The organism is Bdellovibrionota bacterium, assembly GCA_040386775.1.
Classification (GTDB): domain Bacteria; phylum Bdellovibrionota; class Bdellovibrionia; order Bdellovibrionales; family JAEYZS01; genus JAEYZS01.
In genome coordinates this window covers 13,158-36,060 of sequence record JAZKEU010000018.1, presented here as the reverse complement: position 1 = coordinate 36,060, position 22,903 = coordinate 13,158, and the positions used below count along the sequence as shown (strand labels likewise).

Here is a 22,903-nt window from a genome sequence, read left to right as displayed (position 1 = left end):
ATGACAACACTAAACCCGGCCTCTCTTGCTCCACTGAAATTTTGTCATATCTATTTGTCCGTTTTCAGAGAATTCAATGCCTTCCTTTTTCAAAAGATTCATTTGGCGCGTGTGATTTCTCGTCATAATGGGAAAAGAGATCTGTCCTTTGGAATTGAGTACTCGTTGCCAAGGAAGACTGTGGCTCTTGGAACAGGAATGAAGAATCCACGAGACTCCCCTCGAAGCATGCTCTTTGCCTGCAATTCTGGCGATTTGACCATAAGTAGCAACCTTACCTTTTGGAATACTTTTGATTGCTTTGATCACTTTTAACGAAAACTCTGTTGGCTTTTTCATGAACTTGATTAAATAATCCTTAATAGATATTTATTCAACTTATACCCTTGTGGTGACTTTGATTTTAGTTTTTTTGGTAAAATTTTTTAAGGAGTTTTTATGAATTGTGCTTGTGGATCAAATAATGATTTTTCAAAATGTTGTGGACCCTATATTAAGGGTGAAAAACTTCCAGAAACAGCCGAGCAACTGATGCGCTCAAGGTACACCGCTTACACTATGAGCGACATCAATTACATCAAAAAGACTTTAGCTCCAGAATCTAAAAAAGATTTTGACGAGCAAGCCTCAAAAGAGTGGGCTGCTAATGCGGAGTGGAAAGGTCTTAAGATCATGTCCGTTAAGAAAGGAACTTCAACAGACACTAAAGGCACCGTAGAATTCACCGCTACTTTTAAAGAAGGCGGAAAGACTCTAGATCATCATGAAGTTTCGGAGTTTAAAAAAAATGACAAAGGGGTTTGGATGTTTGTTGATGGTCACGCCCACACTCACGAAGAAGGTCAGGGCCATAACCATCATCATGCAAAACAAGAAACCGTAGTAAGAGACGGCCCAAAGGTAGGAAGAAACGACCCTTGTCCTTGTGGTAATGGGAAAAAATTCAAAAAGTGTCACGGAGCAAGTGTTTAAAACTCGAATTGAGAATGAATATGGACTTGAACATTATTATGAAGTCATCTAGCCTTGTCAGATAACAACGAGGTACATATGGCAGACGATTTAAAAGCAGAAATTGAAAGACTAAAGGCTGAGAACGCAGCACTTAAAAAACCAGCTGCACGCGGAACACTTTCTATGAAAGTGAGCGAAAAAGGTGCTCTATCAGTTTATGGTATGGGAAGATTTCCAGTAACTCTTTATAAAGAACAATGGATTAAACTTCTTGGTATCGCTGATGAGATCCAAGCTTTCATCAAAGAAAATGATTCTAAACTAAAAGTAAAAGAATAGTTAAGACAAGATAGTTAAAACCATCTCGGAGCATGCATAATTTATGATGATATGGATAGATGCAGATGCGTGCCCCAAGATGGTCAAAGAAATAATCTTTAATGCCTCCATCAAAAGATCCGTTCCCGTCACTCTAGTTGCCAATAGTAATATGTTTATACCGATGAGCCCGCTCATTTCCATCACAGTTGTTGAAGATGGTTTGGATGTGGCTGATAAATTCATCGTAGACAATTGTAAGATTGGCGATCTTGTTATTACAGCAGACATTCCGCTCGCGTCCTTTGTCGTCGATAAAGGCGTTGTCGCAATCAATCCTCGTGGAGATGTTTATACAGAAGAAAATGTAAAAGAAGTTTTAGCAACAAGAAATCTTATGCAAGATCTTCGAAGCTTTGGAGAACTCCGCGGCGGCCCTCCACCACTTGGACCAAAGGACAAGGCAAAGTTTGCAAGTGGTTTTGACAGAGAACTTACAAGACTATTAAAAAAAGATCGCTAAATCATGAATATATCGAATGAATTTTTTATTCCAAAAATTCACCACAATTGTGACGTTAACGACATTTGAATTCTATTTTTCATGAGAGTATTCTGAATAAGCAGGAGGGTTCTATGAAAAAATTTGATTGCTACGAGTTTTGCGAACTCGATACAAAAAATCTAACTGGAAAAATATTATTTGGCTACTCCGAACCAAAGGATGATTACTTCAATGATCATTTAGATCAATACTTTGATGAAGACGATTACTTTGATTATGATGATAATCCTGAAGAAAAATTTGAACTCGAGGATAAGACTTTCACTTATTCCCATCCTCCCGTTCATTAAGGGTTATATTTTACTGCCCCACTCATCTTTTAGTTTTAGCTAAGAGATCTTTTAATTGAGAAAACTTTTGAGCGCCACAGGATCGTCGGTAATGATTCCGTCGACTTCCATATCAAGAAGTGATTTCCAATCTTGTGGATCGTTTGCGGTCCAAGGAATAACTTGAATTCCTTGTGATTGAAGATCTTTAACCTGAACCTTCGTCATCAATTTAAAGTTTGGAGATAAAATATTAAATTTATATTTTCTAATGAGATCACTTGTAGTTTTTAAATTCAATTTCGCTAAAATAACATCCATTTTTTCTTCAATTAAAAATGAAGTCTGAAGCTTTGGATCTTTTGCTCGAGCCACATCTAAAACTTCGATATCAAAAGATTGAAGAACAGTTCTATCATAAATTTTATGTTTCTTTACAGCCTCAATGAGCTCTTTCACCATTCTCGGTGTATTCGCCTTCACATACTCATTAGGAACCTTGATTTCAACATTGAGTTTGTACTTCATACCTTGAGATTTTTCGTAATTGTTCACCAAAGCTAACACTTCCGCAAATGTAGGCATTTTTTCTTTAGGTGACGGTATTTGTTTGGGAAATCTTGGATTGATTAGACTCCCGCAATCATACTTTTGAAGCTCTGCTAAAGTTAAAGAATTTACTGAAATTGAATCTGCTTTAATTTTGTTCCCCATAGGATCTAAGCAAATATTGGGATTTAATTTTTCATCATGTCCAAGAACCAAAACATGGTCCTTGGTGTACTGCAAGTCCATCTCAAGAACTTCTATTTTATTTTCTAAAGCGTACTTAAACGCACTCAATGTGTTCTCTGGCCTTACGCTTCTAGCACCACGGTGTCCTTGAATCTCTAATTTACGCGGTTGAGCCCTAGCACCGTCAAATACAATTAAAAATGCTAATGTAAAAAACAAATGTGTCATGTGATCTCCTCAATGTTCCAAGTCAAACTTATTGAGGATTAATTAGCAACCTAAAAACAGAAGGCAGGCTAACTAAAGCCTGCCTTCCACCAGAGTAACAGCAATAGAATTGCTGCTAATTTAAGATTTACTCAAAAAATTAACTGTGACTCTTTGTTGGTGCTTCTCTTACAATATCCGTAGGCTTCACATCTTTACGATTGGAGTCTTGACGAGTATCATCATTCTTGTCATTACGAGATTGATTGTTTCCGTCTTTTTCTCCAAATTTGCTCGGATCTGATCTCTGAGATTGATCCTCACGCTTTGGTGTTTGTTCATTTGGCTGTGCCATTTTATTCTCCTTTTGTTGGTTAGTAATAAATATATGTAGTGCACCTACTATGCCAGCTCTAGCAGTACTTCACGCTGCGTAGAGAAAGTTTAAAGAAGAAATATGACCTACGTAGCGGAACTATGTCCCGCAATGCCATATGAATATGTTAATCTAGTCTTGATTCAAACCATTTTTATATTATGATTTAATGATCAAAGGAGATTCCATGAAACAACTTTTCACAATTATTTTTTGTTCATTAATTGCTATTGGAGCACAAGCCAAGGAAGTGAAGGGTTTAAACTTTCCAGAAGAACTCAAGGTTGGTACTACGACTTTAAAATTGAATGGTATCGGCATCCGCACCGCAATGAGCATTCTTTCAGTTTATGTCGGTGGACTGTATGTTGCTACACCATCGACAGATCCAAAAGTGATTGTTGAGGCGACAACACCAAAAAGAATCGATATGCGTTTTTTAATGTCGGTAGGCATGGACAAGTTAAAAGAAGCTTGGAATGAAGGTTTCTTTAAAAACGCGGATAAAGGTTATGTATACAGAGAAGATCTCAATAAATTCTTCGGTTTACTAAGAGGAATGAAAAGTAAGGATCGCATTCAGTTGACTTTTTTGGCTGATAAACTCGAAGTGCAAATTAACGAAGAGCCTGTACAAACGGTAGCGGGGGCTGATTTCACAAAAACAATGCTTAAGCTTTACATTATGAATCTTTCAGATACTGGCCTTAAAAATGGATTGCTTGGTTTAAAGAAAAATTAAATCATAATTTATGAAAACAATCATGGTGATATTTATTCTAATCCTATCTGCTTGCGCAACGACAGACGGTTTTTATTCTACCCCGCAAAGCAGTTCTAGGATTACAGATGTTAAATACGTTCAAGATGAAATCACAAAAAAAATTGAATTTTCTGAGCTTGATGAAAATTTATCTAGATTTTATTCTAGCCAAGATACCGCCCATATTTCCGTGATTCCTCTCACTGGCGCTCTCATTGATTCTGTTGGATTTCTAAAATCATCGAAAGATGATTATAACCGTTATGAATATAGAAAAATTGCAGATACTTATAAAGCTTATCTATTCAATAAAGTTTCTTGTTTTTATGTTTTTTTAAAAAGTGATAAATCAGAGTTGAAAAATTATGAAGTTCACATCTCTAATATTGGGGAGAATGAAAATAAGGCTATGATCAAGTCCGAGCAAGAATACGAATCTATTGTAAGAACTTTAAATGAAATTTTCTCAAAAACATATAAGCCTGGCAGCCCACGTAGTGTTGAAACCAGTAGTATATTTAGTCAGGACTTAGTCTGCGGAAATAAAATCGATTTTAAAAAGCCATTTGCCGTAAAGTTTAAGTCCAATTCTAATGACAAAACTCCAATAGATTTATATTGGTTATAGCCATGACTGAAGAAAAACAACCACCTATCGAAATTCCCCTTACTGCTTTAAGTCCAGATGCACTCGATGGAATGATTGATGCTTTCATTATGAGAGAGGGAACCGATTACGGTGTTAACGAAATTCCACACGATAGCAAGGTAAAACAAATCAGAAAACAGCTTGAAAAAGGTGATGTTAAAATTGTTTTTGACCCGAACACAGACTCAGCAACTCTTATGACAAACAGAGATTGGAAGTTATTCAACCGATAGAATTTCGTATTCCTTAACGTCCGCTTCAGTTTCTACCATAGCCACATCTCCAGTTTTTAATCCGAGCAATGAAGTTCCCAGAGGACTATTTGGTGCTATCACTTGAATGGTTTTACTATCAAATGTAACAAGAGTTCCCCCACCTTTTGGCATTAAGAATACGTAGCTTTTCTTTGCATTGTAATCTACCTGGACTAGTGCCGAGGCTCCAATTGGAGAGTTGTTAGTGTAGGATTTTACTTCTAGACTTTTGCAAAGAGCGATCACTTCCTCGATATCGGCCACGCGCTTTGCTTGAGCGCCTGCAAGGTAGGAAGCCTCTAATCCTCTCGTATCATATTCGTTCTCAGGCTTACTTTCTTCATTAGTGGCAGCATCATAGGTTGCGCGTGCAGCTTCGATCAATATCAAGCGTTCTGATTCTAGCTTACCAAGAATTGCTTCCACTAATTTTTTCTTATCCACAGGCACCTCTATGATTCAGATCATACCTTAAAAAAAGTCACTGCCTCAACGACTAAATGTGTAATTCCCATAACAACTTCCCAAAACTCACTGTTTATTTTTCATTTGTGTTATTCTGAGCTAGATCTGGTGTCTACAACAGATACAACAGAGAGGTAAAGGGATGGAAAAGAAAGCATGTATAAATCGTATACTGGTTGTAGACGATAACATTGATATTAGACTTCTTTTAAAGAAGCGTCTGGAAACCGAAGGGTACGAAGTCCTCACTGCCGAAAATGGCCAAGAAGCTCAAGAAATGATTGTATCAAATCCCCCATGCATAGTTATTTTAGACCTCATGATGCCTATAATGGATGGTTGGCAGTTTATGGAGTGGAAAAAAGCTCAAATAAAAGAATTAGCAGAACTCCCTGTACTTGTGGTGTCAGCTGTTTCTAATAATATCGAAACTCCAGAAGGCGCTGCTGGCGTATTGAGAAAGCCTGTCAGCGTTACTCATATGTTGGATTATATTCAAAGCTATTGTTGATTTACAAATATACACTATTATTCCGCTGAGCGATTACCGTATTGATCTGATTCGTTAAACAACTGTACCCAAAAGCCTCAGGGAAGTGGTAATTTTACTCATATGATTTCTAGATACTCAGCTTTTGGAGCAGCATTTTTATCCATACTTCTTTGGGCCAGTCTTGCCAGTCTTTCTACTTTTGTTGCAAATGTCCCTGCATTTTTTTTAACAGGAGCTTCTTTGCTGATCGGCTCCTTAATATCGGTACACAAAATCAACGACTGGAAACTGGACATTAAAAATATTCTATTTGGCATTTATGGCATTGCAGGCTTTCATATATTTTATTTTTTAGGGTTGAGAAATGCACCTGCAATAGAAACCAATCTCGTAAATTATCTCTGGCCACTCTTAATAATTTTACTTGCTCCTTTTATGATTAAGAAACCACTTACAAAGTTTCAATTGATGGGGGCAGTTCTTGGCTTTACAGGCGCCGTGATCGCCATTGCTTCCAAAGGCATCTCACAAGAATCGGTCTTGCAGATTGGTTATCTCTTTTCGTTATTTTCGGCGATCATTTGGGCGACTTTCTCTTTGGGTCTTTCGAATACTCAGTTTTCAGTATGGCAAACTGGGATTTATTGTTTTGCTTCTGGAATTATTTGCCTTTTAATTTCTTACTTCATAGGTGAAAGGTTTCACCCCACTCAACAGGATTGGATTTTTATTTTTATAATCGGAATCGGGCCTCTAGGTGCGGCATTCTATCTTTGGGATTTTGCTATCAAAAAAATGGGGGCGATCTCGGTTGCGCCCATATCTTACTTTACCCCTGTGATTTCAACGGCTTTACTCACTTTCACCCTAAAGCAAAGTCCAAGTGTTGTCCTAATTTTAGCTCTTTTGCTGGTTATCTCAGGAGTTATATTAGGAAATAAAAAGTAGATAGGAATTCAATTTACAAAGATATTCTGTAGTGTTATCAACGCCCCATGAATCTACAGGAAAATGTACCATTTAAAGAGATTATTTTAAATAAAGTTTCTTCTTATGAACATGTCATTTGGGACTGGAACGGCACCCTTCTTGATGATTTGGATATCGCAGTTGACGCTCTTGGGGCACTTCTTGATGAACACAATATTCCTAGAGTAACCAACGACCAATATAAAAATGTATTCCGCTTTCCTGTAATGGAGTATTACAAAGATGTAGGTTTTGATCTCGAGAAAGTTTCTTTTGATTATCTATGCGATCGCTTTGTTCAAGAGTACAATCACAAACGTGCTCACCTCGCTCAACTTTTTGAAGGTACTCCAGATATTCTCACTGCAATCAAAAATCAAAAGATGCAATCCATTTTATCCGCTGGACAACAAGGTCATCTGAATGACATTACAAAATTTTTAAATATTGATCATCTCTTCGATAATATTTTTGGCCTAGGTGATTTCTATGCCGCGAGTAAAATTGAAAGAGGCAGACAGCTTCTTGAAGTTTCTGGCAAGGATCTTTCTAAAACCATTATGATTGGTGACACAGATCACGATCATGCTGTCGGTAAGAATTTAGGTATTGATATTTTATTGATCGCTGATGGTCATCAAAATTACGATAAACTAAAATCAATTCACCATAACGTGATTGAATCTAGAAGACTTCCTATTCTGAGTCTGTAGCTCTCCACAAGTACAGAGCGGCAACGGATCTGTACGGCGCCCATTTCTTTCCTCGTTTTTCCATTTCTTTTTTATTCGGTAGCTTTCGTTTGTTAAAAACAATTTGAAAACCTTTTTGTACACCTAGATCACCAACAGGCCAAACATCTTTTCTTCTCAAAAAGAAAATTAAAAGCATTTGTACCGTCCAAACTCCAATGCCTTTTACTTTAACGAAGGATTCGATGATCTCTTCGTCAGACATTTTTTTAATTTTATTATGATCGGGAAGTTCTCCATTTAAAAATCTTGTAGAAAGATCTCTTATGTATACAGTTTTACCTCGAGACAATCCCGCTCCACGAAGCTGCTCATCTGTAAGTGAGGCGAGATGTGCATGACACAATTCTTGTTTAGGAAATAAATCTAGAAATTTTTTTAATATTGAGGCCGCGGCTTTAGTACTAATTTGCTGCGATATAATAGAACGCACCAAATAGGCGTCCGGCGTTAAACTTTTTTTAGGAACAATCGCGTCAACTTTCAAATGTCTAATTTGTTTGTATAAATCGGGATCTACTTTTTTGAAGTGCTGCATTGCTTTTTTATGTGTGGAAATGTTCACAATTTTTCTCCGAAAAATGGTCTGGGTCACGTTGAAGTGGTACGCCCTGAGCTTTAGTATCTCTAGAGCAAATCACACTAAGAGATTTTAATTCTTAGTGCAAACCAAAGGAGCAATTAATGAAATTATACTATACCTCAGGAGCATGTTCTCTAGCTTCACGTATCGTTCTCGAAGAAACCGGGATCACATACCAATCTGAAAAGGTGGATCTCAAGACAAGAAAAACAGAAGGTGGAAAAGACTTCAAAACGATTAACCTAAAAGGTTATGTTCCAGCTTTGGAATTAGACAATAAAGAAATTTTAACTGAAGGCGCTGTGATCATGCAATATCTTGCTGATCAAGTTCCAGCAAAAAATTTAATTCCAAAAAGTGGAACAATCGAAAGATACCGTTGCCAAGAATGGTTAAACTTCGTAGCTACAGAAATCCATGGAAACTTTAGACCTCTTGTAAAGCCAGGATTTTCTGACGATGCAAAAGCTCATGCTAAAAAAGAATTGGCTACAAGATTTGATTACCTTGCTGAAAGAATCAATGGAAAGACATTCTTAATGGGCGCTCAATTCACAGTTGCTGATGCTTACCTGTTTACAGTTGTGAGATGGTCAGAAAGCGTTGGTATGGATTTAACAAAATGGCCAAAAATCATGGGCTACTTTGAAACTATTCAAAATCGCCCAGCAGTTCAAAATGCTTTAAAACATGATGGTATTAAGTCTCAAAAATCTGCTTAAGTCTTATGTAAGCAGTGTGCATGAGTTTACACTCCTCATGCATGTTTTTGTTTCCAATGTTGTGGTATGGGAGTTAGACAGCCGGATTTATCCTGAAGGCTAGCTCCCATATTTTTTTGATTAAAAATTTTTTCCGGATTTTTTATTTTTCACATGCTCTTTAGCCGTCTTGTGGATCTTCTTCCACTTACTCTTTCTCTCCGATTGGAGACCTTTATCCAATTTGGCTTGAATGAACTCGAGTTCTTTTTTCATCTTCAAATAACTGTTCCAATGATCGCTATCCAATGTCCCAGTTGTTAATCCCGCTTGAATCGCACAGCCTGGCTCGGCGTTGTGATTGCAATTGGTGAACTTACATTGAAGTTTAAGATCTTCGATATCTTCAAATTGCTTTTCTAAGCCCTCATCATTGCCCCAGAGTTGGAGCTCTCTCATTCCTGGTGTATCGATCATCATTCCACCAAAAGGCATGAGGAATAAGTATCTCGACGTTGTCGTATGCTTTCCTTTATCATCGTCATCGCGAATACCTTGGGTTTTCACTTTGATTTCACCAAATAGAGAATTCACCAGCGTAGACTTCCCGACTCCTGACGAACCCACGATCACATTCGTGTTGTGAGGTAAGAAATATTTTTTTATTTCTTCTAAACCTTCATCGTTCATACAGCTAGTCACAACTTTATCCACACCGATGCTTATTTTTTCGATCTCTCTTAATCTTTCTTCAAGATCCGTACAGAGATCGCTCTTGGTGAGAACAATGACGGGAATTGCTTTACTGTCCCAGACGAGTTTCAAGTAACGCTCGATTCTATTGATGTTTAAATCCGAATTAAGCGAAGTCGCGATAAAAACATAATCGACATTAGAAGCAATTACCTGCTCTTCCATTTCATTTCCGGCGACTTTTCTCGATAAACAAGATTTTCTGTCGAGAACCTTATGAATGATTGAAGTATCACTAGTTAAATTAGGAGCGATCAATACCCAATCCCCTACCGCAGGAAACTCAGATTTTTCAGCAACTTCGTGACGAAATTTTCCCAAAACCACGGCTTGCTTTGTGATTTGATCAGACAGTTGAATTTTGTAACTGCTTTTTTCTTGTCCAATGACTCTGGCTGGAACCAGTGGAGTGTTTTCTTCGATTTGATTTTCAAAAAAGCCATTCCATCCCAAAACTGGGAGGTGTTTAAAAATAGACATTGCTTACGCTAACAGCGTTTAGAAAATAAATCCAGCCCGGAATTCACTTACACGTTCATTGTAATTGATAAGGGATTCAGCGTAGCCTCTAAAATATTGCATGTAGAATGCCGGAACGATAGAAAGTCCACCAAATCTAAAACTCGTACTGAGTTCATAGCCGCCGCGGCCCCAGTCTTGAGCCCAATCTCCGCCTGGGAAATAACGCAAATCAAAGCTACTCCGATCCATGGTCCATCCCTGAAATACTCCAATCAAAGAAAATTTGAGTTCGAGCGGGCTGATATAATCTCTAATGTCGTCATTTGTTTTATCTAAACCATATATATAGCCAATTTTTGTTGAAAACTTAAAAAGCACATCTTTAAATTCTCTAGCAAAATTTAACCTTACAAATGCTCTTTCAAAAGATCTAGATTCATCTCCTGATTTTCCGTTGGAATTGTGTTCCCAAATACCAAAATCAATAGCGTCTAAGAAAATTTTCTTTTCGAGGTCGTAGGTATAAATAAATTCCGGATTGTAAGTGGAATCTTTAAAAGGTTTAGAATCTTCTTTTAAGTCCCAAAACATGATCTGTGTATAAGCAAAATAGATTGGCGTATCTTTTATAATTCTATATTTAAAGCTCAGCTGGACTTTGGAGCTAGGGTCTCCATAGGCAAAATAAAGCGGTTGATGTCTTAGCAGGTTCAGATTGTCTTCTTCTTCCAAAGCTTCTTTGTTTTTTAAAACCTGAGGAGTAAAAAAATTTTCCTTTTCATCTTGTGGCTTATCGTCTTTATTTACTTGAGAAGTGTCTTGAGCGAACAAAGATATACTTGCTAAATAAATAATTAAGAATAATTTCATTTATTTCCTTTTCTCAATAATAAATAGATCGGCAAGCCAAATGCAGTGATCACTATAGAAATCAAAGCAATCTTGGTCTGTATCATCACCGTATTGATTAAAATATAAAGAGAGCTCACCACTGCAATCAAAGGCACAATCGGATAAAGTGGCGTTCGGTATCCTTCATATGAAGGCTGTTTTTTTCTCAAAATAAATATGGCAAAAAAAGCCAAGGTATAGAAAATGTAAACACTAAAAATAGCAAAGTCCGTAATCTGATCGGGACTTGCCAGCATAATCATAGCAATCGCCACAAGTGCCTGAAGAAGAATAGCATTGATCGGAGTCTGGAATGACGGATGAACCTTACCCAACCAACCACAATATTTTAAATCACCTTTAGTGGATACGGCATAGGGAACTCTCGGAGATGACAGTACCGCACCATTCAGGCAGCCAAATATAGAAATCAAAATACCAATGCTAAGTAATTTGCCGCCCCAATCTCCAAATAGAACTTCGGCTGCAACTCCGGCTGAGTTTGTGTTGAGCTCAGCAATTCTCTCTGCCGATAGGACCTTGAGAAGTGCTGTATTCACTCCAAGATACGCTACCAACACTACGCTGAGACCAATGATGATTGCTTTTGGAAGAATTTTTTTTGCGTCTTTCATTTCTCCAGCTACGTTTCCTACTAAAATCCATCCATCATAGGCCCAAAGAGTTGAGAGAACAGCAGAACCAAAACTGATTGCAACAGGATCTACATTGATGGCAGAAAAAATATCTTTTTCACCAGTTGCTAAGCCAAAAAATAAAATAGCAAAAATAGGAATGAGCTTAATGAGTGCAGTGGAGGTTTGAATATATCCACCGTACTTCACACCAGCAACATTTATGAGTGCTAGAAAAGACAGCGTCAATATGGCGACTGTCTTTATCAAAGCACTATCATAACCAAAGAAAGGTTGAAGTAGTGTGGCAAAATAAAGTGACAGCGCTCCCATCAACCCAGGTCCATAGAGAAAAGTCAAAACCCAACCCGATAAAAATCCTAAACGTTCGCCATAAACCTCTTCAATATAAGCGTAAATTCCACCGGTCTTTGGAATTCTAGATGCTACTTCAGCAATGGTAAGTCCCGCCGCTATCGTCATAACACCACCAAGTACCCACGCAAGAAGAGCTTGTGTCGATGATCCGGCTTGTTTCAAGACCAGTCCTGGTTTAACGAAAACTCCAGAACCAATAACAATACCCACCACGATGGATGTTGCTGTCCAGAAGCCAATAGATTTTTTTAGTTGTGACGTGTTTTCCATAGGGTTAATATCTAGTGATGGAATCTAATTGTGTCATTGTATATTTCGATGGAGTTTGCGGACTATGTAATCGCTTCGTAGATTTTTTACTAAAACATGACAAATCTAAAAGTCTCAAATTAGCACCACTTCAAACAGCAAAAAGAAAAAATGAAACCGAAATCAATACCGTTATTTTATCTATAAATGGTTACGAATACTTCAAATCTGATGCAGCAATTAGAGCCTTGGCTTTTTTAGGTGGATTTTGGATTACAATACTTTTGTTACTTGTCATTCCAAAGTTTCTTCGCGATTCTATATATGAATTTGTAGCTAAAAATCGTTATAAGTGGTTTGGAAAACGGGATACATGCAGAATCCCCACACCAGAAGAAAAAGATAGGTTTATACCATGAGTAATGCATATCAAATGGCTTTTGTCGGAGCAGCCGTAACTTTCTTTGCCACTACTCTTGGAGCGCTTCCTGCTGTTTTTATTAAAACCATTTCTGAAAAAACCAAAGATCTCTTCTTAGGTATCAGTGCGGGCGTGATGTTGGCTGCTACGGCATTTTCTTTGGTCGAGCCTTCAGTTTATTTATTTAAAGAACAGTATCCTATTTTCTTAAGTGCGGTGTTCAGTGGACTTATGATTTTATTTGGTGGCTTACTTATTCATGTGGCCAATGAAAACATTCCGCATGTGCATTTTCTTGGCGGATCTGAAAATAAACATGTCAGCACCACAAAACTAAAACAGATCTGGTTATTTGTTCTAGCGATCACAATTCACAATATTCCCGAGGGATTTGCCGTCGGCACAGCAATCGGCAGTGGAAACTTAAGCATAAGCCTTCCTGTGATGATAGGTATTGGGTTTCAAGATATTCCAGAAGGGCTAGTTGTGGCGATTGCACTCAGAACTCTAGGATATTCGATCAAAGACTCGTTCCTTGTGGCCGGCATCACCGGGCTTGTAGAAGCTATCGCCGCTCTCATAGGATTTTTTGCCGTCATCACCATTCAGACTCTCCTTCCGTGGACGCTCGCATTTGCCGGTGGAATGATGTTGTATGTGATCAGCCACGAAATGATCCCTGAAAGCCATAAAAACGGTTTTGAAAAACAAGCCACCGCAGGTCTTATGATTGGATTTGTGATCATGATGTTGCTCGATATTTTACTCAAATAATTTTCTAAAGCATTTTCAGTCTACCCATAAATTTTACACTCATTTTCATCCTAATTTTTGCTAAATCTTATGGAAGAAATTTGTTTTGGTTTTATCTGAGTTTGCTAGGGGTGAAATCTTTTTACGTTTTCAGAAAAACAATGAATATTTCATGCAATCAGACTATTTAAGTCATCTTTCAAAAAATTAAAGTCCGTTAGTGGGTAAGGGACTTTTCGTCATAATGGGTATGGGGTATTTATAGTGAATGTATTGGGATTCTTGGCGCGAATTGCGCTCTCCTCTATTATTATTTTTCAACTTTCAATAGGCACAGCTTTCGCAGCAGCTGGTGATGGCAGCAGATCTGCGCCTGCTAGTTACGCTAAAACTGATCAATATCTTCGAACGATTCTCAACGGTATTCAACAAATGGAAGATGGATCCTTCGACAAATTAGAAATCAATCCTTTCCATCTTCTTGGTCAAGGCGTAAGGTTCTATAAAAATGGTAAAGTTGAATCAGAGTATTCTTTGGATGATCCTCGTCTAGAAAAATCCATCATCACGCCAACAAACATTATTCCTCGCTACGAAGCCCAAACAAAAACACTTATTTTTGAATATCGAAGAGGCGCATTGCCAGACGGAACAGGCGGCGAACTGATAGCAGATCATTATATTCGTAATATGGATATCGTAGCTATGGATTACGATAAAGAGTTATTAATGACTGTAGATAGCAAAGGAAATCTTCACGCTATCATTATGGAATTTGTTATCTATGAAGCATTCAAAAATAGTATTCCAGTTTTTGAAAATCTTTGGTCTTCACCTTCCACTTTGAAACTTACTTCTTCAGAAACAAAGGCTGAATTTCTCACCAGAGGCGTTAAACCTCCGAATGCAGAATTAGATCCCGCGAAAACTGTAGCTCCCGTGAATGAAAAGGGAGTACCTATTTATCGTGCTGGTGATTTGTATGTTCGTTACATGGAAAATGGCCAAGAAAAAGAATTAGGACTTTTCTCAAGAGATGTTACAGAGAAGTTTATCAGAGAAGGCCTGGACTTTATCCTTGCAATTCGACCACTGGTACGTGGAGACAAAGAATTCACGGAATACTATAAAAGAACTCAAGATCAGAGAGAAAATGCAATTCAACTTCGAGCTGATCAAATTATTGCCGCCTCAAAAAGAATGGGTGGTCCTATTGAGCATATTGAAATTGATCAACTCAAGCGCATTGGCGAAAAACTCAGTGGCTTAACTGCTTCTGAATTGAAACCCAGAATGGCTGATACTTTCACTCTTGAAGAATGGGAAAAAGATTACGAAAAAATTAAAAACTCTGCAACGGATGCTGAAAAGTTAGAGTTCTTGGCTAAGAATGCTAAACACCTACAAGGCTCTTCGGGCTCAGATGAAAGAAAGAAAATCCATAGAGATCTTTTCAACAGGTGGCTTATCGATGCTGAGGCACAGAAACGCTTAGCGACTCCAGAAGGTATGGCAAAGGGTTGGCAGTTATTTGCCGAACAAGATCCACGAGCAAACCCTTTGGCTAAGCCAGGGACCAAACCTAAACCGCCGAAAAAAATAAGATCTGAGAGAGCGGTGGAATGGGCGATTATTGGTGCTATCACAACCGCAACTGCAGGATACTTATCCGGCGCTTTTATTTACGATCACTACGAGAGCCTTCAGCAACTGAAAGTAGTCAGCTGGATCTATGAACATATTTATCCCGCAGTAATGAAAGATGCTGTCTACAGAGTGCCTCTCGCAAAGAGTGTATTTGCTTGGATATCTATCATTCCTATCTCGATTGCTTCATCCGTCGCCTTTGGTAAAGCTGTAGATGTACTTGCTGCCATGAATAGAAATACCAATACAGCATTTGGCACTTACATTAGAGAGTTTCAAAAAACTTGGGGTGGACACAAAGAACCATTCCAAAGAATCGTAACCGCCGGTCTGAGAGCATGGTCTTTCTTGATCTACCCTTATATAAGAGAAATCATTGAGAAAGGTTTAGATCAAAGAGTATTATTGCGCGCTGCTGAGAATGGAATAAATCCATTTCGAAGAATCAAAGCAAATTCTCCGGAAGGCCAAGAACTGGGATTACAGAAAAATGAATTTGTTGGATTAATAGAACCTTATCTTGATGAAAAAAATAGAGCGCCTGTTCTTGAGAGTAAACAAAAAATTCAAACGGCCCTACATCAACAAAACAAACGTTTGGAATCTCTAGCGTGGATTCTTGCGACACTTGCTGTATCTGAAAAAAATCAAATTGACCCAGCAACAATTCTTCAAGTTTCCGAATTGCGCGCAACGCCTGATCAACTGAAGGCTGTATTTGATAATCCCGCGAAACATCGTGAGTGGAAAATCTTAATGGAAGAAATAGAATCCGACTTGAGATCAAAGAACGCCCTTACTCTGCAGCAAGAAGCGAATAGCCTTTCTCCCGATACAATTGCAGAATATTATGCTGCTGCCTTGGATGCAGTCGGAAAAATCAGATCCAGCAATGAACTCAGACAAAAAGCTGCTCTACGCTGGAAAGATGTTACTACTTCTCCTATCAGAGCTGCCAACTACATGCTTTTAGAAAATGGAAGAAAGGACGCACTCTTCTTGCGATCTCTCTCCGCCGATAAATTTATCTCTGGTCAAGTGAAGCAAGAATTTATAAGTGACCATGTTTGGGTAACAGGACTGCCAGCATTCTACGGAGGGCGTGCAGATTTAAATTTACCTCAAAATTTAACAGCTGAAGAAGGTAGATTCATGTGGACTTCCACGGGACACAACTACGACATGGTTATGAATACAAAAAATCACTTCTTTGAATCTGGAGCAAGTCTTGCGCTTGTATTCCAAAAACTCGAAGTAGAAAGAGAAAGCTTGTATCTTCCAAGAGAAAGCTTCACACAAGCAAGTGATCCGCGCCCGGAAAGTCTCACAAGAGGGGCCGTCAATTGGCTTTCTTATGGTTATTTAGAAAGAGAAAAAGATATCGGAAGAGAAGATAAAGCTGAAAAATCACCAGGTCTCGCAGGAACCGCTGTGAACTACATGTATAACCTAGGTACCGAAGCCAACATCGGCGGCTTGATGGTCCGAAGAGCATGGAAGAGGATGACAACTCTTCAAGCTGGAATCACCACAGCGCTAGTATTCAGAGGCTATCTCGCGGGACAAGATGCGGAGACGGCAATGGCCGCTTGGGCCTTGATGTTTGCTTTTGGTCAATGGGCATACGGATGGCCGTGGGACTTTATACAACGTGGAAATCAAATGATCGAACAACGTCTCAGTAAAAACGATGGGCAATTCGAAAATGCTAAATATAAAATTAAAGTTGGTTTTAATGAATCAAATCTAGATTTGGTCAACGAAGGCTATATAGAAATGCAGAAGCTTTACGAGCGCTACAATCCGAAAGCACTAAAACAATTGAAGGCCATCTTAGATCTTAAACTTAAAAACCCCGTAGTAAAAGGTTCCGGATTATCAGAAGCAGAAAAAGAATATATCGGTATTATCGCGAAACTGGCTAAAGCCAACTTTGAAGAAAATAAAACAGAACTTGCGAGCACTGTTGAACTCTTAAGAAAAATCTTAGTGGACAAACAAGGTTATGATAAGGCGGAAGTTGCAAAGCTCAATGCCGAATCCATTATTGAATTTTCGATGTCCAACCCACCCGTGTACACTCATCCGAATAAACTCTTATCTGAGTTCTTCACCGGAATTGGGGCGTTCAGTACGACGCTTTTTTATATCCCGCTTTCGATTATGCTCTTTGATACTGAATCTCTCCTCTGGAATAACATTGCAAAATACGGGTTGGCTTCTGTAGGACTTTATTTGGGCGCGTGGCTAACTCTGGGCAAAACTCCATGGCTGTACTACGAAAAAATATATGTGAAAGTAAGAGAAAGATTCAAAAGAAAATCTGAGGATAAATCTATTTCTACAACTCAGACGGAAATTAAAATTCCAACTCTAATCGAAAAGCCTGTCGAGAGGGACGTGCCTCCAAAGCCTCGTTTTGTGCTCTCAGCTAAACCTTCTAAGGGACCAGCCCTTGGCGGCAATTGCGCGAGCCTATTCAATTAGGCAAAAAAGTGTCTCCTTGTGAGACACTTTTCTCATGAAAACCCTGAGTTCAGCCGAAATAGTAATTAGAAACATTAGGAGGACTCATGTATTCGAACGAAGATATTCTGGGGATTGTAAGCTTTATTAAGACCACACCAGAAGGCAACCTCATTAAAATGCTTAAAGATAAGGAAATGACAGAAACTCACATTCGTCTTCTTATTAAATTAGCTAAAAATTCAAAAGACGATGCTTTTTTAAAATCATTCAATGATGAATTAGTACCCAATATGAAGATGAATAATAATGAACATGAGATCAAAGAAAAGTTCTGGAGTGTAGCAAAAAGAAAGCTCACAACCATGGGACTTTTGACATTCGTAAAAGCTGCTTAATACAGATTATAACTATCCATCCATTGCTTGCGCGCAGCTACTGCCGTTGATTTTTTATAAAGATCAGAGGAGCTAGCTGTCGCGATTGCGATACCCACAACATCACCATCGGAATTGAATATTGGGCCACCGCTATTGCCAGGAACGACATCAATATCAAAAAAATTCAAATATTCATTACTGAAAAATTTCGCCTCAGAATCTCTCTGCTCAATACTCTTCCATTCTATTTGATCCAAATAATTAGAAGAACTAACCAACTTACCTTTAGATAAAAATAAATCAAAACCATTGGAATTCATTTTACTTTTTCTGAGAGTTTTCTGAGGGTACCCCATTGCAAAGTAGTCGTTGGAATCAGGTTTATATTCTAAATCCAAAAACTTAAGCCCTTTGCCAATAGACCTATTGATTTTAATTTTTACGAAATCAACAAGCACATTCCGAGGATTTTGGTCCATATGCATTTTTGTGAATGAATTTGGATCTCCAAAATTTGCATAAATGGGCAGCTCTCTTTCAGAACCAGTATCAAAAACAACCTTTCCCTTAGAGTTTATTAATACAAACTCTGGACGCATATTCTGAAGAGTTTTTTGCCTTTCGGCTAAAGGCTTTTTACTTAAAAATCCATTAAGAAGTATAAGCGCTGGCAGATGATTCGGTTGTACGACGTGCCAAGCGGTTACCACTTCACTGCCATCACCAGTAAGAAAGGCAGTGCCTGCGCCTTGGTAAACCAGATGGCAAGGTTGCCCTGAAGTACACTTTTTGATGTGATCACAATTCAGCTTCTGCTCCGTGTTTTGTGGATTTTCGCATTTTTTTAGTATCTCATCATCCACTTTAGGTGCCATTTCCGGTCCAACTCTCATGACAATTCTAAATACAGACTTAGATTTTTCTAAAACCCATTCTGGTAAAACAGGTATTTTATGAACTGGATAAAACCCTTGATCCGCGTGTGACTTTAACACTGATAAAAAACCCATCAAAAAAATGCCGACAAGAAATATACGATTTAATTGATATTGAAATTTAGTCTTCATTTGGCCCCACACTGTTTGAAAATAAGAATATACATGGCATAATCCCACCCATCAGCTAAAACCTACCTTTTGAAAAAAAGATGCTCTTCTTGGCGGTAATTATAAGAGATGGTTATAGTTAATGTTGGCCGTACTTATGAAAAGAACCTTGACCGTCTTCTCGAATCCAGAGAGATTCAATCTGCATGATTAATGATGTGTACATACAGGAAAACCTCAAGCATAAAATTTTTGGATTCTTAATAAATCTATTTTTAATTTTTGGCCTTCTCTGTATCCCAGAGTCCGATATGATTCCCAAAATGCCCGGCTGGTACGATCAACTGGACTTGTATCTAACGATTGTGCTGAGTATTCCATTAATTTGGCAGACGTATATGCTCTTTAAAAAAACAGGCTTAAAACTGAACTCTCAAGGTATTGAAGAAAATATGAGCCAGATGAACGTGCAAAAATTCTCCTGGAATGAAATCGTCTCTGTAAAGTTCATGAAAATATTTTTTCTAAAGTACATTTTAATTTATATCACCGACCCTGCTTCGTATTTAAAAAAACAAAAATTTTATAGAAGAATTCCGATGCTTTCGAATTACAAAAAACTAGGAACTCCAATTAAAATTCCAATTCACGCCATCGACAAAACTCCACAAGAAATTGCTAATATCATTTCGGAATACACCAACTCTCTAATGGCTCAGCGTCAGGATAAAACATGAAGATCGGCATTTTTGATTCTGGAATCGGTGGCATGACAGTTTTGAAAGAACTGATCAAAGCATTCCCCAATGCTCAGTATGTTTACGTTGGCGATACGGCCAATGTCCCCTATGGAACCAAGACTCCTGAAAAAATCAGATCTCTCTGCCGAGAAGTCACCGGACATTTCAAGCATCGCGGACTTGATATGCTCGTGGTTGCCTGCAACACGGCTTCGTCACTTGCTTTGAATATTTTCAAGAACGAACTCAATACCATTCCCGTTTTTGGAGTCGTGGAACCTGGTGTACAGGCTGTAGTTTATTCTTTTAATCATCTAGAATATTCTCAAGATAGAAGGATCTTAATTTTAGGAACTAAGGCTACGGTGAACAGTCAGATTTATTCTCGAGAAGTCAGAAAACATATTCAGTTCAATGAAATCTCTGAGCAAGCATGTCCGCTCGCGGTACCCATGATCGAAGAAGGATGGGTCAATCACCCCATCTTACTCGAGACACTTAAAGAGTACGTAAAGAATTATATAGACGACAAAGTACCGGGCGTCGCTCTCTTAGCATGCACGCACTATCCTTGGGCACAAAGTGTATTTGAAAAGGCACTTCCTGGTTGGACAATTGTCAATTCCGCAAAAGTCATTGCAGATTATATCAAAGACGAAAATCTCACTTTCAAAAATGAAAAACAAGGATTCGAAATAGAATGGATTTTCACCGATCCAAAATCCGTCACCGAAGTCGCCCTAAACGATTTCAAAGATTCCCTCGGAATCATCATTCAACTTTAGGAAACAAGTTTTAAATCCAGTTTGGCGTCAAAGGCTATAGAAATTCTTTTGATAGTTTCTAAGGAAGGATTGCTCGTGGGGCTCTCAAGTTTTGCATAGGCTTGCTGGGAAATTCCTAATTTTTTAGCAATAGCCGATTGACTCAACCCCTTTTTCATTCTCATTGATCTTAAAGAAATTGCGAAGGCAATTTTCAAGTCCACTTCAATGGGGTAGTAGTTTTTTTTCTTATACGACTTTGAAGGCTGTATATCCAAATTATAATCGCAACGAACAGCCAACACTCCGTCTAAAGCCTCTTTAGCCGAAAATAAAGCCTCTTTTAAAGAATCACCTTCCGTAAAACAACCTTCTACCTCTGGAAACTCCACCAAATATTTTTTATCAGACTGCTTTGTAATCTTCGCATAATAATACATCATTTTTTTAATCCTGCTTGCTTTAAAATTTTTTGTTCTATGCCTTTGCCTAATGCCTTACTTCCATGAACTGGAATCGATATCGCAATTCCATCTTTTTTTAAAATATGATGACTTCCATTAATTCGGCTAAATTGCCATCCATTTTTTAATAATAACCAAACAAGCTCTTTTCCTGATAAAGGCACAAATATTTCTCCATACTACAACATTTAAGTTGTAATTTCAAGTTATTAAGAATAAATAGAAGAATGCAAAGCCATACCAAGCTTTAAAATGAATACATTTGATTTAAATTATAGAAATGTATGAATTCCGGATTAAAGTCCGAAATTCATACTATTGAAATAGATAATTTAGTTGAGAAGCATTTGTGATCGTAATTTTTTTCAATTCTTCCTCAGAAAAAGGAAATTGCTTTAAAGCATAAATGGTTTCAGAAGGATGTATGACAGGCCAGTCAGAACCGAACAAAAATTTATCAATACCTATTTTCCTAATTGTGTTTACAAACTCTTGCTTCCTGTCACTTTTTATTCTTTGCACAACGATAGCAGAAATTTCAAAAAGCACATTTGGATTATTAATTTTTATTAAATGCTCAAAATCTTTTCCCATGGCGTGAGCAATAATAAATTTAACTTTAGAAAAATCATTTATCGTTTTGATAAAAATCGCGATTTCTGTATCACGCGTTTCGAAAGGATAGTTACCATGAACTAATACCGTAAATTTCTCCTCTTCTGCTAATTTTAAAATATTTTGCAAAGATTCTATGTCTTTTTTATTTTTTAAATCAATTCCCGAAGCTACCAAATGAAGTTTTAAAACTTTCAAACCAGAATTCTTACATCTTTTTAATTCTTGCGCAGCCCAGCTAGTCTTAGGATTAATTGAACAAGCACCTACCAATCTTTTGGGATTCTTCTTCGTCTCTACCGCGATGTAAGTATTTTCTGTTTGAGCTTCTTTTTCGGTGATCGCCGAATAATATCCATTGGAGATAATGATTGCTCTATTTAAGCCTGAACTCTCAACCGCAAACAGCGCTCTTCCCGCGCCATAATCCATATCTCCAAATTCCGGCTTCGGTCCTTGCACGTGCATATGAGTGTCAGTGCCGATAGGATTTATTTTTTCAGCATGGGCATTATTTAATAATAAGGCAATTAGAAAAATCAGCATACTACTCCCATTTTAAAATGATAGTTTTGTTTTGGCGGTACCTTGGGGTGAGGGTCATTTCTAAACCTAACGCTGGCTCGACTCTTTCTTTTGTGCACATGATTCCTGTGAATTGGAACCACTTGAGTAAACCTTTTCCAGCGAGATGTTCTTTTGCGAATTTAACATCCACATCATAAGTTGCTCCATCAGCTACAGACTTTAATTGCACATCCCAACCGTTCAGAGATTCTTTGGTGTTGGAGTTGATTTCAAAATCGAAACAAGTTTTTGTCTGTACCCAAGACTTCATATTGTTCACATAAATTCTTTGGAACTCTTCATCAATTTGACCTTGCGTGTAGCCTTTTTGTTTTCCGTCGTCTTCCGCTTGAACTCTGGCATTCAATTTTAAATATGGATCAACAAAAAGCATAACACGAACAGTATCTTCCGCTCCTTGCACACTTCTGGTGAATTGCCTTTTATAACTGATTTCACGAAGACCTGATTTAGGTTCTCCAGAAATCATCTCTCTGTTGATTCTGCCCGCCGCTCCAGTCTGCGGTAAAGTCGAATGATCTAAACTCAAACTCATACAAGAAGTGAGGATTAACGATGCTGCTAACAATAAAAACTTCATAAGCGATCCTTTAGTTGT

At 38.0% G+C, this 22,903-nt stretch carries 30 protein-coding genes; 17 read left to right on the top strand and 13 right to left on the bottom strand.

Translation table 11 applies throughout. The features are described from left to right. Positions 1-9: 9 nt before the first annotated feature. A complete protein-coding gene (locus V4596_11955; GenBank protein ID MES2769850.1) occupies positions 10-339 on the bottom strand; it encodes an MGMT family protein in 330 nt (109 codons plus the stop codon). A 99-nt stretch (positions 340-438) separates the two neighbouring features. Between V4596_11955 and V4596_11950 the strand changes: the two genes are divergently transcribed. The 4 genes from V4596_11950 (at position 439) to V4596_11935 (ending at position 2,127) form a co-directional block, all read left to right on the top strand. Beyond that, entirely contained in the window at positions 439-972 is a 534-nt protein-coding gene (locus V4596_11950) for a YchJ family protein (protein ID MES2769849.1), read from the top strand. 78 nt (positions 973-1,050) lie between these two features. After that, positions 1,051-1,293 carry a hypothetical protein gene (locus V4596_11945; protein MES2769848.1) on the top strand — a complete coding sequence of 81 codons (243 nt, stop codon included), beginning with the start codon at positions 1,051-1,053 and terminating at the stop codon, positions 1,291-1,293. Between the two features lie 43 nt (positions 1,294-1,336). Further along, positions 1,337-1,795 carry a YaiI/YqxD family protein gene (locus tag V4596_11940; protein MES2769847.1) on the top strand — a complete coding sequence of 153 codons (459 nt, stop codon included), beginning with the start codon at positions 1,337-1,339 and terminating at the stop codon, positions 1,793-1,795. A gap of 113 nt (positions 1,796-1,908) precedes the next feature. Next, positions 1,909-2,127, top strand: a complete 219-nt coding sequence (locus V4596_11935; protein MES2769846.1) for a hypothetical protein — start codon at positions 1,909-1,911, stop codon at positions 2,125-2,127. Positions 2,128-2,178: 51 nt separating this feature from the next. On the opposite strand, the gene V4596_11930 is transcribed toward V4596_11935, so the two are convergent. Both V4596_11930 and V4596_11925 read right to left on the bottom strand, forming a co-directional pair. Continuing rightward, complete coding sequence (locus V4596_11930) at positions 2,179-3,069, bottom strand: glycerophosphodiester phosphodiesterase family protein (GenBank protein MES2769845.1); 891 nt, start codon at positions 3,067-3,069, stop codon at positions 2,179-2,181. A 139-nt stretch (positions 3,070-3,208) separates the two neighbouring features. Next, positions 3,209-3,403, bottom strand: coding sequence for a hypothetical protein (locus V4596_11925; GenBank protein ID MES2769844.1), 195 nt, complete (start codon positions 3,401-3,403; stop codon positions 3,209-3,211). A gap of 208 nt (positions 3,404-3,611) precedes the next feature. Here V4596_11925 and V4596_11920 point away from each other — a divergent pair, with 208 nt between their 5' ends. Genes V4596_11920 through V4596_11910 form a run of 3 tightly spaced genes read left to right on the top strand, consistent with a single transcriptional unit; the run spans position 3,612 to position 5,069 of the window. Beyond that, positions 3,612-4,166 carry a chalcone isomerase family protein gene (locus V4596_11920; protein MES2769843.1) on the top strand — a complete coding sequence of 185 codons (555 nt, stop codon included), beginning with the start codon at positions 3,612-3,614 and terminating at the stop codon, positions 4,164-4,166. A 10-nt stretch (positions 4,167-4,176) separates the two neighbouring features. Then, complete coding sequence (locus V4596_11915) at positions 4,177-4,815, top strand: hypothetical protein (protein ID MES2769842.1); 639 nt, start codon at positions 4,177-4,179, stop codon at positions 4,813-4,815. A gap of 2 nt (positions 4,816-4,817) precedes the next feature. Next, positions 4,818-5,069, top strand: a complete 252-nt coding sequence (locus V4596_11910) for a YheU family protein (GenBank protein ID MES2769841.1) — start codon at positions 4,818-4,820, stop codon at positions 5,067-5,069. On the opposite strand, the gene V4596_11905 is transcribed toward V4596_11910, so the two are convergent. Then, entirely contained in the window at positions 5,055-5,534 is a 480-nt protein-coding gene (locus V4596_11905; GenBank protein MES2769840.1) for a GreA/GreB family elongation factor, read from the bottom strand. The two genes, V4596_11910 and V4596_11905, sit on opposite strands and share 15 nt — an antisense overlap. 163 nt (positions 5,535-5,697) lie before the next feature. Here V4596_11905 and V4596_11900 point away from each other — a divergent pair, with 163 nt between their 5' ends. The 3 genes from V4596_11900 to V4596_11890 all read left to right on the top strand — a co-directional run bounded on the left by V4596_11900 (position 5,698) and on the right by V4596_11890 (position 7,730). Further along, positions 5,698-6,066 carry a response regulator gene (locus V4596_11900; protein ID MES2769839.1) on the top strand — a complete coding sequence of 123 codons (369 nt, stop codon included), beginning with the start codon at positions 5,698-5,700 and terminating at the stop codon, positions 6,064-6,066. A 102-nt stretch (positions 6,067-6,168) separates the two neighbouring features. Further along, entirely contained in the window at positions 6,169-6,996 is an 828-nt protein-coding gene (locus V4596_11895; protein MES2769838.1) for a DMT family transporter, read from the top strand. Positions 6,997-7,043: 47 nt separating this feature from the next. Then, positions 7,044-7,730 (top strand): HAD hydrolase-like protein, encoded by a 687-nt coding sequence (locus V4596_11890; GenBank protein ID MES2769837.1) that lies wholly within the window; start codon positions 7,044-7,046, stop codon positions 7,728-7,730. On the opposite strand, the gene V4596_11885 is transcribed toward V4596_11890, so the two are convergent. Further along, a complete protein-coding gene (locus tag V4596_11885; GenBank protein MES2769836.1) occupies positions 7,714-8,334 on the bottom strand; it encodes a DNA-3-methyladenine glycosylase in 621 nt (206 codons plus the stop codon). The two genes, V4596_11890 and V4596_11885, sit on opposite strands and share 17 nt — an antisense overlap. 119 nt (positions 8,335-8,453) lie before the next feature. On the opposite strand from V4596_11885, the gene gstA reads away from it, so the two are divergent. Then, a complete protein-coding gene (gstA, locus tag V4596_11880) occupies positions 8,454-9,074 on the top strand; it encodes a glutathione transferase GstA (GenBank protein ID MES2769835.1) in 621 nt (206 codons plus the stop codon). Between the two features lie 120 nt (positions 9,075-9,194). Here gstA and rsgA read toward each other — a convergent pair whose 3' ends face one another. From rsgA to V4596_11865, 3 genes are read right to left on the bottom strand one after another with little or no spacing between them, the layout of a single operon-like run. Beyond that, positions 9,195-10,286 (bottom strand): ribosome small subunit-dependent GTPase A, encoded by a 1,092-nt coding sequence (gene rsgA, locus V4596_11875; protein ID MES2769834.1) that lies wholly within the window; start codon positions 10,284-10,286, stop codon positions 9,195-9,197. Positions 10,287-10,304: 18 nt separating this feature from the next. After that, a complete protein-coding gene (locus V4596_11870; GenBank protein MES2769833.1) occupies positions 10,305-11,138 on the bottom strand; it encodes a phospholipase A in 834 nt (277 codons plus the stop codon). After that, positions 11,135-12,442 (bottom strand): amino acid permease, encoded by a 1,308-nt coding sequence (locus tag V4596_11865; protein MES2769832.1) that lies wholly within the window; start codon positions 12,440-12,442, stop codon positions 11,135-11,137. The genes V4596_11870 and V4596_11865 overlap by 4 nt, the downstream gene beginning before the upstream one ends. 17 nt (positions 12,443-12,459) lie before the next feature. Here V4596_11865 and V4596_11860 point away from each other — a divergent pair, with 17 nt between their 5' ends. From V4596_11860 to V4596_11845, 4 genes are all read left to right on the top strand, one after another. Then, positions 12,460-12,840, top strand: coding sequence for a DCC1-like thiol-disulfide oxidoreductase family protein (locus tag V4596_11860; GenBank protein ID MES2769831.1), 381 nt, complete (start codon positions 12,460-12,462; stop codon positions 12,838-12,840). Continuing rightward, positions 12,837-13,616, top strand: a complete 780-nt coding sequence (locus V4596_11855) for a ZIP family metal transporter (protein MES2769830.1) — start codon at positions 12,837-12,839, stop codon at positions 13,614-13,616. Before V4596_11860 ends, V4596_11855 begins: the two co-directional genes overlap by 4 nt. A gap of 243 nt (positions 13,617-13,859) precedes the next feature. Beyond that, entirely contained in the window at positions 13,860-17,729 is a 3,870-nt protein-coding gene (locus tag V4596_11850; GenBank protein ID MES2769829.1) for a hypothetical protein, read from the top strand. An 86-nt stretch (positions 17,730-17,815) separates the two neighbouring features. Then, entirely contained in the window at positions 17,816-18,106 is a 291-nt protein-coding gene (locus V4596_11845) for a hypothetical protein (GenBank protein ID MES2769828.1), read from the top strand. On the opposite strand, the gene V4596_11840 is transcribed toward V4596_11845, so the two are convergent. Further along, positions 18,103-19,155 (bottom strand): serine protease, encoded by a 1,053-nt coding sequence (locus V4596_11840; GenBank protein ID MES2769827.1) that lies wholly within the window; start codon positions 19,153-19,155, stop codon positions 18,103-18,105. The genes V4596_11845 and V4596_11840 overlap by 4 nt on opposite strands. 185 nt (positions 19,156-19,340) lie before the next feature. On the opposite strand from V4596_11840, the gene V4596_11835 reads away from it, so the two are divergent. Both V4596_11835 and murI read left to right on the top strand, forming a co-directional pair. Continuing rightward, on the top strand, positions 19,341-19,871 hold the full coding sequence (locus tag V4596_11835) for an STM3941 family protein (protein MES2769826.1): 531 nt from the start codon (positions 19,341-19,343) through the stop codon (positions 19,869-19,871). After that, positions 19,868-20,659 carry a glutamate racemase gene (gene murI, locus V4596_11830; GenBank protein ID MES2769825.1) on the top strand — a complete coding sequence of 264 codons (792 nt, stop codon included), beginning with the start codon at positions 19,868-19,870 and terminating at the stop codon, positions 20,657-20,659. Before V4596_11835 ends, murI begins: the two co-directional genes overlap by 4 nt. Here the strand turns inward: murI and V4596_11825 are convergent. The 4 genes from V4596_11825 to V4596_11810 form a co-directional block, all read right to left on the bottom strand. Then, positions 20,656-21,081 (bottom strand): type II toxin-antitoxin system HicB family antitoxin, encoded by a 426-nt coding sequence (locus V4596_11825; GenBank protein ID MES2769824.1) that lies wholly within the window; start codon positions 21,079-21,081, stop codon positions 20,656-20,658. The genes murI and V4596_11825 overlap by 4 nt on opposite strands. Continuing rightward, entirely contained in the window at positions 21,078-21,266 is a 189-nt protein-coding gene (locus V4596_11820) for a type II toxin-antitoxin system HicA family toxin (protein MES2769823.1), read from the bottom strand. The genes V4596_11825 and V4596_11820 overlap by 4 nt, the downstream gene beginning before the upstream one ends. A gap of 151 nt (positions 21,267-21,417) precedes the next feature. Then, positions 21,418-22,263: a TatD family hydrolase gene (locus V4596_11815; GenBank protein ID MES2769822.1), complete on the bottom strand. Its 846-nt coding sequence runs from the start codon at positions 22,261-22,263 to the stop codon at positions 21,418-21,420. A gap of 1 nt (position 22,264) precedes the next feature. Continuing rightward, complete coding sequence (locus tag V4596_11810) at positions 22,265-22,885, bottom strand: hypothetical protein (GenBank protein MES2769821.1); 621 nt, start codon at positions 22,883-22,885, stop codon at positions 22,265-22,267. Positions 22,886-22,903 lie beyond the last annotated feature (18 nt).

Coding starts and splice junctions, on each gene's coding strand:
- V4596_11955 (MES2769850.1), bottom strand. CDS start 339: ATGAAAAAGCCAACAGAGTTTTCGTTAAAAGTGATCAAAGCAATCAAA.
- V4596_11950 (MES2769849.1), top strand. CDS start 439: ATGAATTGTGCTTGTGGATCAAATAATGATTTTTCAAAATGTTGTGGA.
- V4596_11945 (MES2769848.1), top strand. CDS start 1,051: ATGGCAGACGATTTAAAAGCAGAAATTGAAAGACTAAAGGCTGAGAAC.
- V4596_11940 (MES2769847.1), top strand. CDS start 1,337: ATGATGATATGGATAGATGCAGATGCGTGCCCCAAGATGGTCAAAGAA.
- V4596_11935 (MES2769846.1), top strand. CDS start 1,909: ATGAAAAAATTTGATTGCTACGAGTTTTGCGAACTCGATACAAAAAAT.
- V4596_11930 (MES2769845.1), bottom strand. CDS start 3,069: ATGACACATTTGTTTTTTACATTAGCATTTTTAATTGTATTTGACGGT.
- V4596_11925 (MES2769844.1), bottom strand. CDS start 3,403: ATGGCACAGCCAAATGAACAAACACCAAAGCGTGAGGATCAATCTCAG.
- V4596_11920 (MES2769843.1), top strand. CDS start 3,612: ATGAAACAACTTTTCACAATTATTTTTTGTTCATTAATTGCTATTGGA.
- V4596_11915 (MES2769842.1), top strand. CDS start 4,177: ATGAAAACAATCATGGTGATATTTATTCTAATCCTATCTGCTTGCGCA.
- V4596_11910 (MES2769841.1), top strand. CDS start 4,818: ATGACTGAAGAAAAACAACCACCTATCGAAATTCCCCTTACTGCTTTA.
- V4596_11900 (MES2769839.1), top strand. CDS start 5,698: ATGGAAAAGAAAGCATGTATAAATCGTATACTGGTTGTAGACGATAAC.
- V4596_11895 (MES2769838.1), top strand. CDS start 6,169: ATGATTTCTAGATACTCAGCTTTTGGAGCAGCATTTTTATCCATACTT.
- V4596_11890 (MES2769837.1), top strand. CDS start 7,044: ATGAATCTACAGGAAAATGTACCATTTAAAGAGATTATTTTAAATAAA.
- gstA (MES2769835.1), top strand. CDS start 8,454: ATGAAATTATACTATACCTCAGGAGCATGTTCTCTAGCTTCACGTATC.
- rsgA (MES2769834.1), bottom strand. CDS start 10,286: ATGTCTATTTTTAAACACCTCCCAGTTTTGGGATGGAATGGCTTTTTT.
- V4596_11870 (MES2769833.1), bottom strand. CDS start 11,138: ATGAAATTATTCTTAATTATTTATTTAGCAAGTATATCTTTGTTCGCT.
- V4596_11865 (MES2769832.1), bottom strand. CDS start 12,442: ATGGAAAACACGTCACAACTAAAAAAATCTATTGGCTTCTGGACAGCA.
- V4596_11860 (MES2769831.1), top strand. CDS start 12,460: ATGGAATCTAATTGTGTCATTGTATATTTCGATGGAGTTTGCGGACTA.
- V4596_11855 (MES2769830.1), top strand. CDS start 12,837: ATGAGTAATGCATATCAAATGGCTTTTGTCGGAGCAGCCGTAACTTTC.
- V4596_11845 (MES2769828.1), top strand. CDS start 17,816: ATGTATTCGAACGAAGATATTCTGGGGATTGTAAGCTTTATTAAGACC.
- V4596_11840 (MES2769827.1), bottom strand. CDS start 19,155: ATGAAGACTAAATTTCAATATCAATTAAATCGTATATTTCTTGTCGGC.
- V4596_11835 (MES2769826.1), top strand. CDS start 19,341: ATGATTAATGATGTGTACATACAGGAAAACCTCAAGCATAAAATTTTT.
- murI (MES2769825.1), top strand. CDS start 19,868: ATGAAGATCGGCATTTTTGATTCTGGAATCGGTGGCATGACAGTTTTG.
- V4596_11825 (MES2769824.1), bottom strand. CDS start 21,081: ATGATGTATTATTATGCGAAGATTACAAAGCAGTCTGATAAAAAATAT.
- V4596_11815 (MES2769822.1), bottom strand. CDS start 22,263: ATGCTGATTTTTCTAATTGCCTTATTATTAAATAATGCCCATGCTGAA.
- V4596_11810 (MES2769821.1), bottom strand. CDS start 22,885: ATGAAGTTTTTATTGTTAGCAGCATCGTTAATCCTCACTTCTTGTATG.